Origin of the sequence: Legionella clemsonensis, assembly GCF_002240035.1 — a bacterium.
GTDB classification, from domain to species: domain Bacteria; phylum Pseudomonadota; class Gammaproteobacteria; order Legionellales; family Legionellaceae; genus Tatlockia; species Tatlockia clemsonensis.
On sequence record NZ_CP016397.1, the window covers coordinates 3,142,177 to 3,157,081 of the forward strand.

A 14,905-nucleotide genomic window follows, 5' to 3' on the forward strand; every position below is an offset into this window, starting at 1 on the left:
TATCATATCCACTAATTGAAATCTTCGCAACATAAATGCAGACTGTATAATTAGCTTACTTTTTTGAATAAGTGTCTGTCTATAAAGAGGAATAATAAAAATCTATGTCATTACACATTGTCATTTTGGCAGCAGGCCAAGGAAAGCGAATGCTTTCTAAAACGCCCAAGGTACTTCATCAACTCGCGGGAAAACCCATGCTTACTCGCGTTGTGGAGACCGCTCAACAATTACATCCTGATGCCATCCACGTCATTTATGGTAACGGCGGTCAAAAAATTAAAAATGCCCTACCTGATTTAAATGTCAACTGGGTTCTTCAAGAAGAACAGTTAGGCACTGGTCATGCCGTGATGCAGGCTTTACCACATATCCCCTCCAGCTCTCAAATACTGGTTCTATCTGCTGATGTGCCCCTCATCCGCGCACAAACATTGAAAGCACTGATTGATTGCAAGAAAGATCAAGTAGGGCAGTTATCTCCCTTAAGCTTATTACTGGCTGCTGTTGATAACCCCACAGGCCTTGGCCGCATTGTTCGCGATGACCAAGGTCAAATTCGCGCGATTGTTGAGGAGCGCGATGCAACGGTTGAGCAAAAGCAAATAAAAGAGATTTACAGTGGTATTTGCTGTGCTCAGGCTAGCGATCTGGCACGCTGGTTACCGGCATTGGGTAATAGTAACGCACAAGGTGAATATTATTTAACAGAAATCATTGCCCTTGCCGTCAAGGAAAATCTTCCCATCACTTCTATGCAGGCTTTAGACAATCTTGAAATTCAAGGTGTGAATGATCGTTTACAACTGCATCAGCTGGAACGAGTATGGCAACAGAATTTTGCCAAGCAACTCCTACTGTCAGGGGTTAGCATAGCGGATGCCAATCGCATTGATGTTCGCGGCGAATTGCATTGTGGTGAAGATGTGTTTATTGATGTCAATACGGTATTTACTGGCAAAGTGGTTTTAGGCAATGGTTGTCTAATAGGTCCTAATTGTGTACTAAACAATGTTCAACTTGGTGATAATTGTGAAATTTTGCCCAACTCAGTGCTGGATAATTGTAGTATTGGCAGCAATTGTCATATTGGCCCCTTTGCCCGGCTAAGACCCGGAACCACAATGGCAAATGATTGCAAAGTTGGCAATTTTGTTGAAACTAAAAATACTCACTTTGCAGCAGGCAGCAAAGCCAGCCACTTAAGTTATTTAGGCGATGCAGAGATCGGCAAGGAGGTGAATATTGGTGCTGGCACTATTACTTGTAATTATGATGGCGCAAACAAGCATAAAACCGTCATTGAGGAAGGTGCTTTTATTGGCTCTGATACGCAATTAGTAGCTCCAGTTACTGTTGGTGCCTATGCAACAATAGGTGCAGGAAGTACTATTCGTAAAAATGTTCCTCCGGGTGAATTGACATTAACAGAAACCAGACAAAAAACCATTATGGGGTGGAAAAGACCTGTAAAAAAGGAGGATAGCAATTAACTTTATGCTTGTTTAATGGTGGAAAGACTCTTTTGCACCTGCTTACTAAAAAGATTATATAGCCACAAGGCAACGGGTAAGCCAAGTGTTATGGCAACCAATTTATAAATCCAGGCATTCACTGCCAAGTGGAAAATTTGTTCATAAGGATAAATTCCGCCGAACAGCAGACTATAGTTAACCAGACATAGTAAAGAAGCAGCCAGCACATTAGCAATTAAAATTCGCCAACTACGACTCTGTCCAAGTTCGGTTTTCTTTAGATGCTCAAGGCATAAGGCGTTGCTTGTAAAAGTAACAAACAAAGCCAATGTAGCAGCAGGGACACGTCGAGGGACAATAAAAGAATAAAACGGATTGAGATTAAAGAATTCCGGTGATGGTAATGCCACAGCACCCATTAATAATAAATCAAAGAGCAACTCAGTTACTAGTAAAACCACCGTTAAATACAGGTTTGCCCTATAGCCGTATAATTCCCCTATCAAATTACTAATTAGAAACGTAAGTGGGAATAGAAGACCGCTTGCTGCCAAAGTCCATTCATTTGACAAAGACACTAGCCGGTACTCACAAGCCAGACAGATTAACATGATAGTAACAGCAAAGCCGACCAGATAATGATAAAGAGTATGTGATAAATAATCAGGCAAAAATTTTCTAAAAGGCCAATGAAGCTGCCTGACAAATAGTAAACAACCAAGATAAATAATTCCTGCAGAGAACAAGATACCTGCAGCAATCATCAAGGAATCAATGTAAATCCGATTGAAGCTATGCACATGGGGTTCTGAAAAGAGTAAATAGAAATCCAATGAGAAAAAGAAAAAACCACCACTTAATGCTAATAATAATCTTTTTTTGGGAGAAAGTAGTACTTCTTTTCGTTTAGCACAGCAGAGTAAATGGGGCAAATAAAAACTTAACCCAAATGCCAACGTCGATGCAAAAAATTTTTTAGGAATATCTTCAAAAACAATTTGATAAGCCGGATTATCATGCATGTATTCAGCTGCAGGTAAATTAACCAATAAATAAATTCCGATAGAAAATAAGTAAAGGGCCAGTAAAGACTGATGCAGGACATGCCGCTGCTGAACAAAATTACATTGTTTTAACACAAGCAGGTAAATAATTGCCACAAGTGGACAAACCAAACTACTTGCAGTAAATACCATTCCCTGGATTTGAATTATTTTAAAAGAAACATTAATTAAAAGGATGAGGCAGGCCATCATGCTTATAGTAAGCGGTAAATAGCTTCGCGACTGTGGCGCTGCTGAAACAGTAGTCATAAAGGACAGTACTCATATTACAACGAAGGACTCACCATGCACGGCTTCCCTTAATATGTGCAGTAATATACCATCATTGCTTTTCTTTTTGCAAATTTATCCAATGCAGGACAAAGTCTTCATTGAGTATGACGTCTCATGCGCCTGCCAAGAGAAAAGAGATTTATAACATGCCCCTATACAGAGGCATGGATAATCAATAGTGGAGGTTCGAGGTATTTGTTTTTTGACGAATAGTATTTTCCGGTAAAAGTTTTCCTTCTGAACTTTGTAAAAAAAACTGCTTGGAACGCCCACTTACTGGTCTTCTTTTTATAACCATGCTTGGGTCAAGACTTACTGCCCCAGGGCCAGTTAAATATTGATTACTCTCTGTATTTTTCTTCTCTTTAACCTCTTCTGTAATTTCAACTATTCTTGGTGAAAATTTCCTGGATGGTGACATTATATGGTCTGGCGAAAGCAAGATTGAGGATTCTCTCTCATTCGTAATAGCCGCTGAAAAAGTAGCCATTTCATGGGTTTGACCCCCTAATAAAAATGCATCACTCTGCTCGGGTAACGGCGGAAGCTCTCCTGGACACAACCCAGCAATATAATTACGAAATGTACCCAACTTCAGCATAACCTCTTCATTTTTCATTAGGTTTAAAAGTAACTCCACCACAGCTTTAGGTGTTCCAAAGATAGGCCGTGCGATTTCGGCAGTGATACTGGGAGAAAGAAGTGCAGCTGTTGTTAATGGGTGTGCTTTAACATCTTCAATGTTTTTGATAGCAGCCAGTATACGTTCTTGCAACGGTAACCAGGGTATGACAGGATCATTAATAAATGCTTTTTCGTTACGAAGCATACGAGGAATCAAAAGCGGTTTAATTACATTTTCCGAAACAGGATTATTCCATGCAACTTGTGCATAAGCTGGAATTTTTTCCCAAGGAATAACTGGTACTGTTTGCTTTTTAAGCATTTCTGGAATTTTTTTCTTTAATCCCAATGCAGTGGTATCAACAACAAAACCTATAGCACTTTCATAAGCCGCAATAGGATCAGGTATATTTCGTTGGGAATCTTCCACTGCAGGAGGCAAGGTCATTTGTGAGGCAATGCCTATTTGTGAGATTAAAAGAAATTGTCGTACAGTAGACTCGTAGAATACAGCGGGAATTCCTGAATAGTATTCAATCATAGAGCACACAAACTTCGACAGTACATAATGCATTATACCGTTTGCTAACGCCAGCTCAGGATATTCGCGCAAATAACGTTCTTGATCGGGCTCACATAGCTCTGACAAAACAAGGGTAGTAACATAACGTCCATTGTGATAAACATCAAAGGCAGCTGCAAGCCCTTCACCCACAACTGGCACATAACCCACGAAAACAATAGCCGCTTTTGTAGACCAATATTTAATAAGATCACGAAAAGAACCTTTTAGAAAACGTAAGGTAGTACATTTTTTTTGCACACATAAATCCATGGGGGGTGTTTGTCGTATGCTCTTAAAAGCGCCACCCGCTTCCAGCGCCAGTATCGTGGTGCGTACCGTCAACTGTGTCTGCTTGCGGGCACTATAAATCCAGTGGACTCCCCACAGTAACCATAGCCCCATAGAAAGTGCAGTATTTGGAGACAACCAGGCTTCATCGGGATTATCTTCCAGGTAATCTTGTCCTTGCTGTGCTAAAATTTGATAAAAATAGGAAATCACTGCTAAGGGAATGGCATCCTCAATAATAATGCGCCCCCCTCCCTTGGCTACATGACTTAGCTTTTCTTTTGTTTCTTCTGGAATAACGGAAAAAGCAGCCCGCGTCAATCTCAATGCTGCCGGCACCCCCTCCAATACCCTACTTATCGTATTATAAGTAAAATTAGCCATTCCATTTACTGCACCCGTTAAAGACGCGTTATTCCATGCACTTTTCCCCCATCCTGAGACAGTATCCTTTGCTGTAGTCCATGTGTCCCACCAACCCATATTCATGCTCCTGCAAATAGTCGGAAATTTCATTCTAGGGGGAATGCTAAAAAATTACCAGAGTAGTAGATTTGAATGCAAAAGACGACGTGCTTCTTGTGAGTTTTACAAATACTGAAATTAGGACGAAGACGGTGGCATTAAATTTTTGTCGGGAAATTCACACAAATCACAAATGAGGCAGCGATAGCATTTTGGCTTGCGCGCGATACAGACATAACGACCATGTAAAATTAACCAATGATGCGCATCGTGCAAAAACTCCTTCTCCACATGTTTAAGAAGTTCATGTTCAACTGCCAAGGGAGTTTTCCCCCTCGCAAGACCCGTGCGATTTGCTACACGAAAAATATGCGTGTCCACTGCGATGGTAGGCTGGCCAAAGGCTGTATTTAATATCACATTGGCAGTTTTCCGTCCTACTCCTGGTAACTCCTCCAGCGCTTCACGTGTAGTGGGAACGCGACCTTCATGTTTGTCTACTAAAATTTGACAGGTTGAAATAACATTTTTTGCTTTGTTGTTATAAAGACCTATTGATTTAATATAATCTTTTAATTTTTCTTCACCGAGCTTAAGAATAGCCTGAGGTGTATTTGCCACGGGAAATAGCTTTGCCGTCGCCTTATTAACACTTACATCCGTTGTATGAGCCGATAACATCACGGCAATGAGTAATTCAAAGTGAGAACTATAATTTAACTCGGTTGTAGGATGTGGGTTTTGCGCACGGAAGCGTTCAAAAATGGCTCGTCTTGCTTGCTTATTCATTATTTTTTTTCGCTTGTACCCGAGCGAGTGCTTGCAGAATATAAGCTTGTTTTGCTTTAATATCTTGCAAATTATCCTCAGTTTTCTTGGCTAACTGTCGTTTTTGCCGATAGGTTTGTTGCTTCTCCTGTTCTTCACGTAATAAACGCGCCTGCCGCGCATTAAACCGCTCTCGTGCACGTTTTTTGTCATAAGTGGATTCAGCAACAGAGACCAATTCAATGCAATCAACGGGACAAGGTTCAATACAAAGCCCGCAGCCAGTGCATTCATGCGAAATAATGCTATGCATCAGCTTCCCACTTCCCACAATGGCATCAACAGGGCAAGCTTGAATACATTTGGTACAACCTATACACTCTGTTTCACGAATTAACGCCACCGTCGGGGCACGCCTATTTAATTTGGCTTCAGCAAGATAAGGAGTAGCATCAACGCCTAGCAACTCTCCTAACGCTTTAACAGTGGTCTCTCCACCAGGAGGACAACGATTGATGGGAGCTATTCCCTGGGCTAATGCTTCTGCATAAGGCAAGCAGCCTCCATAGCCACACTCTTTGCATTGTGTTTGTGGTAAAAGTTCGTCGATGGTTTTAACTGCTACCATTATTAACCTATTTAACCTTCATTCCAGGTGTTGCTCCTGAGTCAGGCTGCAACAAAAAGAGTCCTTTGCCATCTCCTGCAGCTAATACCATCCCCTCTGAAACTCCAAAACGCATGGTACGCGGTGCTAAATTGGCTACCAGGACAGTAAGTCTTCCTATTAAATCAGCGGGTGCATAAGCAGATTTAATACCCGCAAATACTTGTTTTTGAGAATCCCCAACATCCAATTGCAAACGCAACAGTTTATCAGCACCTTCTACTGCTTCAGCGGCAACAATACGGGCAATACGTAAGTCTATTTTACTGAAATCCTCTATGCTAATGGTATTTGCTGTATTTTCGACTGGCTTTTCCGCTTCGGACACGACACTATTCTCCTTCGTTTGTGTAAGCATAGCATCTATTTTCTCACGTTCCACACGTACCATTAAAGGGGTGAAGAGATTGATACGATGGTTCAGCAGAGGTTTTTCGATATTTTCCCAAGTTAAGGGTTCACAATTTAAAAATGATTCGGCAGCCTGTGCCATGAGTGGTAATACGGGTTTTAAAAAACTCATGAGTAAACGGAATAAATTGAGTCCAGTAGTACAAATCGCTTGAACTTCGGCTAATCGTTCAGAATCTTTTGCCAGCACCCAAGGCTTGTTGGTATCAATGTATTGGTTAACCCGATCGGCACACTCCATAATTTGACGAATAGCACGTGCATAGTCACGTTGAATGAAGCCATCAATAATATCCTTGCGGGTTGTCAAAAGCGATTCATACAAAGCTGGCTCGCTTAATTCAGTACTTAATTGATTATCAAATCGCTTGTTGATGAACCCGGCACAACGACTGGCAATGTTGACAATTTTTCCTACCAGATCAGCATTCACACGGTTGATAAAATCCTCAAAATTTAAATCCAGATCGTCCACTCGCCCATTTAACTTGGCCGCAAAATAATAACGAAGGTATTCAGGATTTAAATAATTCAGATAAGTGCGTGCCTCAATAAACGTACCTCGTGATTTGGACATTTTCTGTCCATCAATGGTTAAAAAGCCGTGCGTATACACTGCAGTCGGTAATCGGTGGCCACTGCCTGCCAAAATTGCAGGCCAAAATAAAGCATGAAAATAAACAATGTCTTTCCCTACAAAATGATAAAGCTCTGTGGTTGAGGTCTTGTCCCAAAACTCTGCAAAAGAAACTCCTTTTTCATCGCAATACTTTTTAAAACTGGCCATATAACCGATGGGAGCATCCAGCCACACATAGAAATATTTATCGTCAGTACCCGGAATTTTAAAACCAAAGTAAGGGGCATCGCGGGAGATGTCCCACTGCTTAAGACCTGCTGCAAACCACTCATCCAACTTGTTCGCAACTTCTATTTGTAAATGACCTTTACGAGTCCAATTTCTTAACAACGCTTCATAGCGAGGTAAATCAAAAAATAATGTTCCGAATCTTTCTCAATGGGCTTGGCACCTGAAATGGCAGAGACAGCATCAATTAAATCAGTTGGTGAATAGGTTGCGCCACAAGATTCACAGTTATCCCCATATTGATCCAAAGAACCACATTTAGGACAGGTTCCTTTCACATAGCGATCAGGCAGGAACATTTGTTTGACGGGATCATAGGCTTGGCGAATGGTTTTTTTAACAATATCCCCTGAATCCTGCAACTGTTGATAGATTTGGCTTGCCAACCACTGATTTTCTTCAGAGTGGGTGGTGTGATAACAGTCATAATCAATAGCAAAGGCCTTGAAATCTTGTTCATGGCTTTTTTTTATCTGAGTGGTTAATTCTTCAGGCGTTATACCCAACTGTTCAGCTTTTAGCATAATGGGAGTGCCATGGGCATCATCCCCACAGACACTGATACAGGCATGTCCGAGCATTTTATGGGTACGCACCCATATATCCGTTTGAATATGCTCTACCAAATGACCCAGATGCAAATGACCATTAGCATAGGGCAATGCACTGGTTACCAGCATTTTACGAACAGTTGTCATATCACAAGCCTAATGAATAAAATGGGAGATTATAACGCATCCGTAAGCAGAATACTGCTTTCTATCATTAGATTTTTTGCAGCCTAGAGAAAGGTTGGAAGATTATCCAATAAAAAACGCGGCTTAAGCCGCGTTTTTTATTCAGAAACTATCTTAGTTAGAAGAACCAAGATTTAAGCTTGAAGAGTTTTCTATACTCTCATCTTTTTGTGGAGGTGTGACAGAATTATGACGTGGTACAGGACTGCTGAAATTTTCAGGGTTGGTCAATTCTCTGGGCGCATCCTTCTTAGGACAGCACTTGGTGCGAAGAGCACTAAGAGGATTGCAACGTCTAGTTTCTTCTATGTCTGCCTCTTCGTCTTCTTCGTCCTCTTCAACTACTTTAACAGAAGGTTTGATAGTATTAGCAGGAGTAATTTTAGCATTCATGAAGTTATAAACACCAACCACTGCATTGAATACAGTACTAGCAGCTAAACTTGCAGCAAATGTCATAGCACCAATTGCAGCAACAGCAGCTGGGGTTGCCATGGTAGCCAGGAAGGCAAAAGGTGTAAAACCAAGAAAGCTAAAGCCAGCAATTGCAAGAATTGATGGTGGGAAGAGAATAACAGCTGTTACAGCAGCAGCGGCAGTTAATAATGCCAGGAATACTGCAGCAGAAGCTGCCCAGTGTTGACGTAAAAATCTGATAAAGCCCATAGTTTTTTTACTCCGTTGGTTAAAAAATCGTGCGAATGATATCAATGTATTAGGCAGAAGTGAACCGAAAATGCGCAATATGTTGTAACATTTTTGTAAAGATCACTGTGCATTTGTAGAATTTACTTATCCTAGGCAGCACAGTATTTTAGACATATAAGTTAAACAAAAGACGGAGTAACGACATTTGAATTTTTACCTTTCAGACAGAAAAAACCGCGCGGGAAAGAGGCATTTATTTATAATAGGTTGGATCAGGTAATTTGGCTGCCTTAAAACCTTGTTTACGGAAAGTACAGCTATCGCAAACACCACAAGCTTCGCCATTCTCTGTAGCCTGATAGCAGGATACAGTCAGTGCGTAATTTACTCCTAAACTTGTTCCTTTTAAAATAATTTCTGCTTTATTTAAAAATTGTAGCGGCGCATGAATTTTAACAGCATGGCCACTAACAGCAGCCTTTGTTGCCAAATTAGCAGCTTTTTCAAACGCAGCTATAAATTCCGGACGACAATCCGGATAGTGAGAGTAATCAATGGAGTTCACTCCAATAAAAATAGCGTTAGCCACTATTGTTTCCGCATACGCTAAAGCCAGGGCAAGAAAAATTGTATTGCGGGCAGGTACATAAGTGACTGGAATCTCTTGCGCTCCGGAATATTCGGGCACAGCAATGGATTGATCAGTTAATGCGGAGCCTGCCAGTTGTCCAATGTCCAGATTGACAATACGATGCTCCACTACATTCAAATGTTGAGCAACGCGAGTGGCTGCTACCAACTCAGCGGTATGTCGTTGACCATACTGAAAACTTAAAGCATAACAGGCATAACCTTCTTGTCTGGCAATCGCCAGACAAGTGGCAGAATCTAACCCGCCAGATAACAAAACAACGGCTTTTTTCATGTTGAACCCATAAAATTTGTCTCTATCTGCAGAATCTTTAACAACTCGTTACGCGGCATCATAGTGTAAAAATCAATAGTGTATTTTAAATATCCTCCAGTCGCAAATCATCCACTTTCGTATAAACTGCTTTTATGCACAGAAGTTAGACTTTTGCACCCTTATCTCGGCATAGCACTACTTTGTATAAATTCAAGCGCTTAGTTTCAGTAAATTAGGTTTCAAATGTGTAAATTTAAAAGCCACAGGCTTGTTCCTCGATTCCATGCTATGTTATAAAAAAGAACAGTTTGAACATTTCTGTAATATTTTTAAATCAGTCACCAGGCTCTTTATTAATTGAGGTGATATCATGGCCGCGAGCAAAGATTCAATGAATCATACTTCGATATTGTTTAATTTATCAGATCACCTCTACCGCCACCTTAATACAAGTAATAAAATGAGTGTGGATATTGCACAACTAGCAAAACAACGCACAGCAATTGGCAGTTTGTTGGGTTATTATCTTGTACAATTAGGTAGCATGAATCCAGTCATGTTTAACTTTTTAAAACCTGCACAAAGGGAGCAGGTTGAAAAACAGTTAATGTTTACACTTTATTTGTTAGCTGCCCAGACTCATCTTGATGACGCCGAAGATAGGACAAAAAATTTACCATCGTCTATTGATGGCATTAATCTGTGTTTAAAGCGTTTAGGGGAATTGAAAAAAGCAACAATCCCCGATGAAGATGAAAGAGAGAAGCAATTAGCGGAAGCCCGGCAAAGTTCAGAAATGTATTTGAAGTATTTGGGCTTAACTATTCTCGCTCCCTGGCTTGTGTCCCGCATGACAGAATTTGCTTTTAATGAAAAGAAAGCTTCAGAACAAGAAGGAAAAACTTCAGAAAAACCTGACGACAGTCCTGCGAATCATCCTTATTCAATGGCTATTAAAAAGCAATATTCTGACGCTATCGCGCCCGGCAAAAAAACTACCTTATTGGTTGAGTGGATGAGTCTGGTTAATTTTCGCCGTCTTTACTGGGTTTGGGGTGGTGGCATGCTGGCCTCCGCCTTGGATCTCATGGCGTTTCAAGGCACTTTACCCATTGACCAAATTGATCAGGCTCAACAGCATTTGAGTATACCTTCTCCTGCCATGGGCTACATGAGCTGGGTACTCTATTATACTCGCTTTGGTATTAGTCTTGGTTTGTTATTAAAACATACCATTGCAGGCCCATGGATGAGTGACAAAGAAGCGAACATTCCTGCCTGGGAGCGTTTTAAAACCCAATGGAATCAACGCAAATTTGCTCTACTGAATGATGCCATCTGGGCTACTGCCAATCTGGTCTGTTTCTTCTGGTTACGAGGCTCAGGCATGCTTGGCTATGCCGGTAATGTCGTGACAGCTTGTTTACTATTAATGGATTTAAGTTTGAGCATTTGGAGATTTGTTGAAGAAAGCACTAAGCATAATCAGGAAATGGCAGCCTTTATTGAGCGAGAAAAAGAATTAACCAAGCAAATTGAGCTACTTGCTGGTTCTGTTTCTGGAATTAAAAAAAGCTTAGAGCAATTTAGAGCCAAAATTGTCAATTTTGATGAGGACGAGGATGTAAAAAAACTCAAGCAGCAGCAAGAACAGTATTTACACCAACAAGCAGTATTGGAAGCTGAGCGTAAACAACTGCAAAAAACAAAAAAACAAGCTGAAATGGCCTGGAGATACAAAAAATATGGCTTAATTAATGATACCGCTTATGCAGCAGGATTGTTATTTGCCTTCTGCCTGTTCTGCTGCTTTTTCTTCCCTCCTGCAGCCTTGGCTCCTGCTTTGGTTTTGATAATGGGAGTAGCGGGGGCCGCCTTATGCTTCACCTTAACAGTTCTTTATGCGGCGGTGAGTGGTGGACTTGACATTGCCAAAAGCAAAGAGTCCATTAAAGATGCTCGTGCTGAATGCAAAGAATTAATGGTGCAGTTTGCCAACGAAAGTGATCCAGATATTAAAAAGCAACTTTATCTGGAAATGAAGGCATTAATGGCTGAGTCGGAATATCAAGAAAAAATGATTCGCTTTCAGGCCATTCAGTTAGCTCGTAGCATCTTCGTTGATGCTTTCATTCCTGCACTGGTATTCGCCTCATTGGTTTTTATGCCTTTAGGCATTGGTCTTGCCGTAATGGCAGCAGGTTTTGCGGTGGCTGTGATTTCTCATATCATTATTAATCGTTTTAAACCAGAAAATAAAGCGGCAGAAGATTTGCAAAAGTTGAGCCTTATCACTGTTGAATCTGATTTCAAAAAGTTTCAGGATAACTTTAATAAAGAATTTGCGGAGGCGCCAAAAGAAATTTCGGATAAACAATTGCTGGCATTTTTTAAAGAACCAAAGGTTGAATCCGAGGTTAAAGAGTCTAAGAAATCATTGTGTTTTCCTTTCTTTAAAGATTGCTCAAAAGAGGGTTATCAAAAATTACCTGAAGAAACTGGTAACGATTTTGATCCTGGAACAGAAATTCCGGGTAATGTAGCCACTAAATAGCAAACCACTTAACTTGAATGCCCAACTTGGGTTTGGGTATTCTGTTAAAAAAGTGTATAATTGCAAGATTTGTTGCGCAATTATTTTTTCTCATGAATTTAGAAAAACATTACGATGTGATTGTCGTTGGTGGTGGCCATGCCGGTACTGAAGCAGCACTTGCTGCTGCACGATTAGGCGCACAAACCTTATTGCTCACCCACAATATGGATATGCTCGGCCAAATGTCTTGCAACCCAGCGATTGGCGGAATTGGCAAAGGACATCTTGTGAAAGAAATCGATGCGCTTGATGGCGCTATGGCGTTAGCTGCTGATAAAGCAGGTATTCAATTTCGCATTCTTAATGCCTCCAAAGGTCCCGCAGTAAGAGCAACACGTGCGCAAGCGGATCGTGTCCTTTATCGCCAGGCAATTCGCCAGCAATTACAAAGTCAACCTAATTTAACTCTATTCCAGCAAGCCGTTGATGACTTGCTGGTCGAAGGCTCTAAAGTAACAGGTGTCGTCACACAAATGGGACTCACGCTAAAAGCACGGGCCGTTGTTCTCACCGTTGGAACTTTTCTAGGTGGTAAAATTCACATTGGTATGAAGCAGCATGCCGGTGGACGCGCAGGCGATCCTCCGGCAATTGCCCTTGCCAATCGTTTACGCGAGCTTGACCTGCCTGTGGGCCGATTAAAGACAGGGACCCCTCCTCGTATTGATGGTCGCTCACTGGATTACAGCCAAATGACAGTACAACCGGGTGATGAACCAGTACCTGTATTTTCCTATTTGGGCACTACGGCCTTACACCCTCAACAAGTGCCTTGCTACATTACGCATACTACAAATTTAACCCATGAGATTATTCAGGCGAATCTACATCAATCACCGATGTATGCCGGTGTTATTGAGGGCATTGGTCCACGCTACTGTCCTTCGATTGAAGATAAGATTGTCCGTTTTGCCGATAAATCCTCCCACCAAATTTTTGTGGAGCCTGAAGGATTAACGACGGATGAAATTTACCCCAATGGCATTTCAACCAGTCTACCTTTTGAGGTACAAGTGCAATTTGTCCGCACTATTAAGGGATTTGAAAATGCTCATATCACACGCCCCGGTTATGCCATTGAATATGATTATTTTGACCCACGTGGATTAACTCCCTTTTTACAAACTAAACCACTCAGCAATCTTTTCTTTGCTGGTCAGATTAATGGCACCACGGGGTATGAAGAGGCTGCGGCACAAGGTTTAATAGCCGGAATGAATGCTGCACTACAAACTCAAGATAAAGAATTGTGGTGCCCACGCCGAGATGAAGCTTATGTCGGGGTGCTAATTGATGATCTTATAACTTGTGGAACCCAGGAACCTTACCGCATGTTTACCTCAAGAGCAGAGTACCGCTTGCTTTTACGCGAAGACAATGCCGATTTACGCTTGACAGAAAAAGGACGTGAATTAGGTTTGGTGGGTGATACACGTTGGAAAGTATTTTGTGAAAAGCGTGAAGCCATTGCGTCAGCACAAGCACGTCTTAAAGCCAGTATTGTTCGCGTGGCTCATAGTGAAGCTCTAGGCCCTATTCTTGCCAACCCATTGCAACAGGATTGTAAAGCAGCAGAATTATTAAAACGTCCTGAAGTGAGTTATCATCATTTGCAAGCCATTTCTGCCCTGGATTTACCAGCATTAAGCGACGATGTCGCCGAGCAAGTCGAAATTCAAAGTAAATATGCAGGTTATATTGAGCGTCAAATGCTGGATATTGAACGCTTGCGCAAACATGAAAACACTCAACTACCGGCGACACTCGATTACAGCAAAGTGTCCGGTTTGTCGACTGAGGTGATGCAAAAATTAACTCGAATAAGACCCGCTACCCTGGCGCAAGCGGGCCGTATTTCGGGAGTAACACCAGCAGCATTATCATTACTTTTGGTACATTTAAAAAAATATCGAGAATCAGCATGACCCAGTCTGCTGCTCTCGTACATCAGCTTGACGAGGGACTTGCCAAGCTAGGTATGCAAATGGAAATTACCCCGCTGCTTCAATATTTGTATTTGCTGGATAAATGGAATCGTAGCTATAATTTAACGGCAATTCGTAATTTGGATACGATGATTACCCGTCATCTGCTGGATAGTTTGGCCATTGTGCCCTGGCTTTATGGCACACGCATTCTTGATGTTGGTACTGGTGCTGGGTTGCCAGGCATTCCCCTGGCCATCCATAATCGCCAATTACAAGTCGTCTTATTAGACAGTAATGGTAAGAAAATTCGTTTTTTACAAGAAGTAAAGCGTGTGTTGGGCCTTGATAATGTTGAAATTGTACAATCCCGCGTTGAGAACTACCACCCGCAACAAGGTTTTGATACAGTAACAAGTCGAGCCTTCAGTGAATTGGCGCAAATGATAAAATGGACATCTCATCTCATTAGCACCAACGGTATTTGGCTTGCTATGAAAGGGCGCTATCCTGAAACCGAATTGGCGAGCATCCATCAACCTTATCAGGTCGAATCTTACGCCGTACCTGGTCTGGAGGGTGAGCGTTGCTGCGTCATTATCAAAAATGCAATTAAGGAATAAA

At 41.5% G+C, this 14,905-nt stretch carries 10 protein-coding genes and 1 pseudogene; 4 read left to right on the top strand and 7 right to left on the bottom strand.

Going from position 1 to position 14,905, the window contains the following annotated elements:
- Positions 1-104: 104 nt before the first annotated feature.
- Positions 105-1,493, top strand: coding sequence for a bifunctional UDP-N-acetylglucosamine diphosphorylase/glucosamine-1-phosphate N-acetyltransferase GlmU (gene glmU / locus clem_RS14035; RefSeq protein ID WP_094092120.1), 1,389 nt, complete (start codon positions 105-107; stop codon positions 1,491-1,493).
- Between the two features lie 2 nt (positions 1,494-1,495).
- On the opposite strand, the gene clem_RS14040 is transcribed toward glmU, so the two are convergent.
- The 7 genes and pseudogenes from clem_RS14040 to queC all read right to left on the bottom strand — a co-directional run bounded on the left by clem_RS14040 (position 1,496) and on the right by queC (position 9,778).
- A complete protein-coding gene (locus tag clem_RS14040) occupies positions 1,496-2,788 on the bottom strand; it encodes a VUT family protein (protein WP_094092121.1) in 1,293 nt (430 codons plus the stop codon).
- A 196-nt stretch (positions 2,789-2,984) separates the two neighbouring features.
- Positions 2,985-4,772 (bottom strand): hypothetical protein, encoded by a 1,788-nt coding sequence (locus clem_RS14045; RefSeq protein WP_094092122.1) that lies wholly within the window; start codon positions 4,770-4,772, stop codon positions 2,985-2,987.
- Positions 4,773-4,892: 120 nt separating this feature from the next.
- On the bottom strand, positions 4,893-5,543 hold the full coding sequence (gene nth / locus clem_RS14050; protein WP_094092123.1) for an endonuclease III: 651 nt from the start codon (positions 5,541-5,543) through the stop codon (positions 4,893-4,895).
- Positions 5,536-6,150, bottom strand: a complete 615-nt coding sequence (locus clem_RS14055; protein WP_094092124.1) for an RnfABCDGE type electron transport complex subunit B — start codon at positions 6,148-6,150, stop codon at positions 5,536-5,538. Before clem_RS14055 ends, nth begins: the two co-directional genes overlap by 8 nt.
- Before the next feature lie 7 nt (positions 6,151-6,157).
- A pseudogene (gene metG / locus clem_RS14060) lies at positions 6,158-8,166 on the bottom strand (methionine--tRNA ligase).
- Positions 8,167-8,319: 153 nt separating this feature from the next.
- Positions 8,320-8,871 carry a hypothetical protein gene (locus tag clem_RS14065; protein ID WP_094092125.1) on the bottom strand — a complete coding sequence of 184 codons (552 nt, stop codon included), beginning with the start codon at positions 8,869-8,871 and terminating at the stop codon, positions 8,320-8,322.
- A 235-nt stretch (positions 8,872-9,106) separates the two neighbouring features.
- Positions 9,107-9,778, bottom strand: coding sequence for a 7-cyano-7-deazaguanine synthase QueC (gene queC / locus clem_RS14070; protein ID WP_094092126.1), 672 nt, complete (start codon positions 9,776-9,778; stop codon positions 9,107-9,109).
- Positions 9,779-10,130: 352 nt separating this feature from the next.
- Here queC and clem_RS14075 point away from each other — a divergent pair, with 352 nt between their 5' ends.
- From clem_RS14075 to rsmG, 3 genes are all read left to right on the top strand, one after another.
- Entirely contained in the window at positions 10,131-12,314 is a 2,184-nt protein-coding gene (locus tag clem_RS14075) for a hypothetical protein (protein ID WP_094092127.1), read from the top strand.
- Between the two features lie 92 nt (positions 12,315-12,406).
- On the top strand, positions 12,407-14,281 hold the full coding sequence (gene mnmG, locus clem_RS14080) for a tRNA uridine-5-carboxymethylaminomethyl(34) synthesis enzyme MnmG (protein ID WP_094092370.1): 1,875 nt from the start codon (positions 12,407-12,409) through the stop codon (positions 14,279-14,281).
- Positions 14,278-14,904 (top strand): 16S rRNA (guanine(527)-N(7))-methyltransferase RsmG, encoded by a 627-nt coding sequence (rsmG, locus tag clem_RS14085; RefSeq protein WP_094092128.1) that lies wholly within the window; start codon positions 14,278-14,280, stop codon positions 14,902-14,904. The genes mnmG and rsmG overlap by 4 nt, the downstream gene beginning before the upstream one ends.
- Position 14,905: the final 1 nt, after the last annotated feature.

Coding starts and splice junctions, on each gene's coding strand:
- mnmG (WP_094092370.1), top strand. CDS start 12,407: ATGAATTTAGAAAAACATTACGATGTGATTGTCGTTGGTGGTGGCCAT.
- clem_RS14045 (WP_094092122.1), bottom strand. CDS start 4,772: ATGGGTTGGTGGGACACATGGACTACAGCAAAGGATACTGTCTCAGGA.
- queC (WP_094092126.1), bottom strand. CDS start 9,778: ATGAAAAAAGCCGTTGTTTTGTTATCTGGCGGGTTAGATTCTGCCACT.
- clem_RS14055 (WP_094092124.1), bottom strand. CDS start 6,150: ATGGTAGCAGTTAAAACCATCGACGAACTTTTACCACAAACACAATGC.
- clem_RS14040 (WP_094092121.1), bottom strand. CDS start 2,788: ATGACTACTGTTTCAGCAGCGCCACAGTCGCGAAGCTATTTACCGCTT.
- clem_RS14075 (WP_094092127.1), top strand. CDS start 10,131: ATGGCCGCGAGCAAAGATTCAATGAATCATACTTCGATATTGTTTAAT.
- nth (WP_094092123.1), bottom strand. CDS start 5,543: ATGAATAAGCAAGCAAGACGAGCCATTTTTGAACGCTTCCGTGCGCAA.
- glmU (WP_094092120.1), top strand. CDS start 105: ATGTCATTACACATTGTCATTTTGGCAGCAGGCCAAGGAAAGCGAATG.
- clem_RS14065 (WP_094092125.1), bottom strand. CDS start 8,871: ATGGGCTTTATCAGATTTTTACGTCAACACTGGGCAGCTTCTGCTGCA.
- rsmG (WP_094092128.1), top strand. CDS start 14,278: ATGACCCAGTCTGCTGCTCTCGTACATCAGCTTGACGAGGGACTTGCC.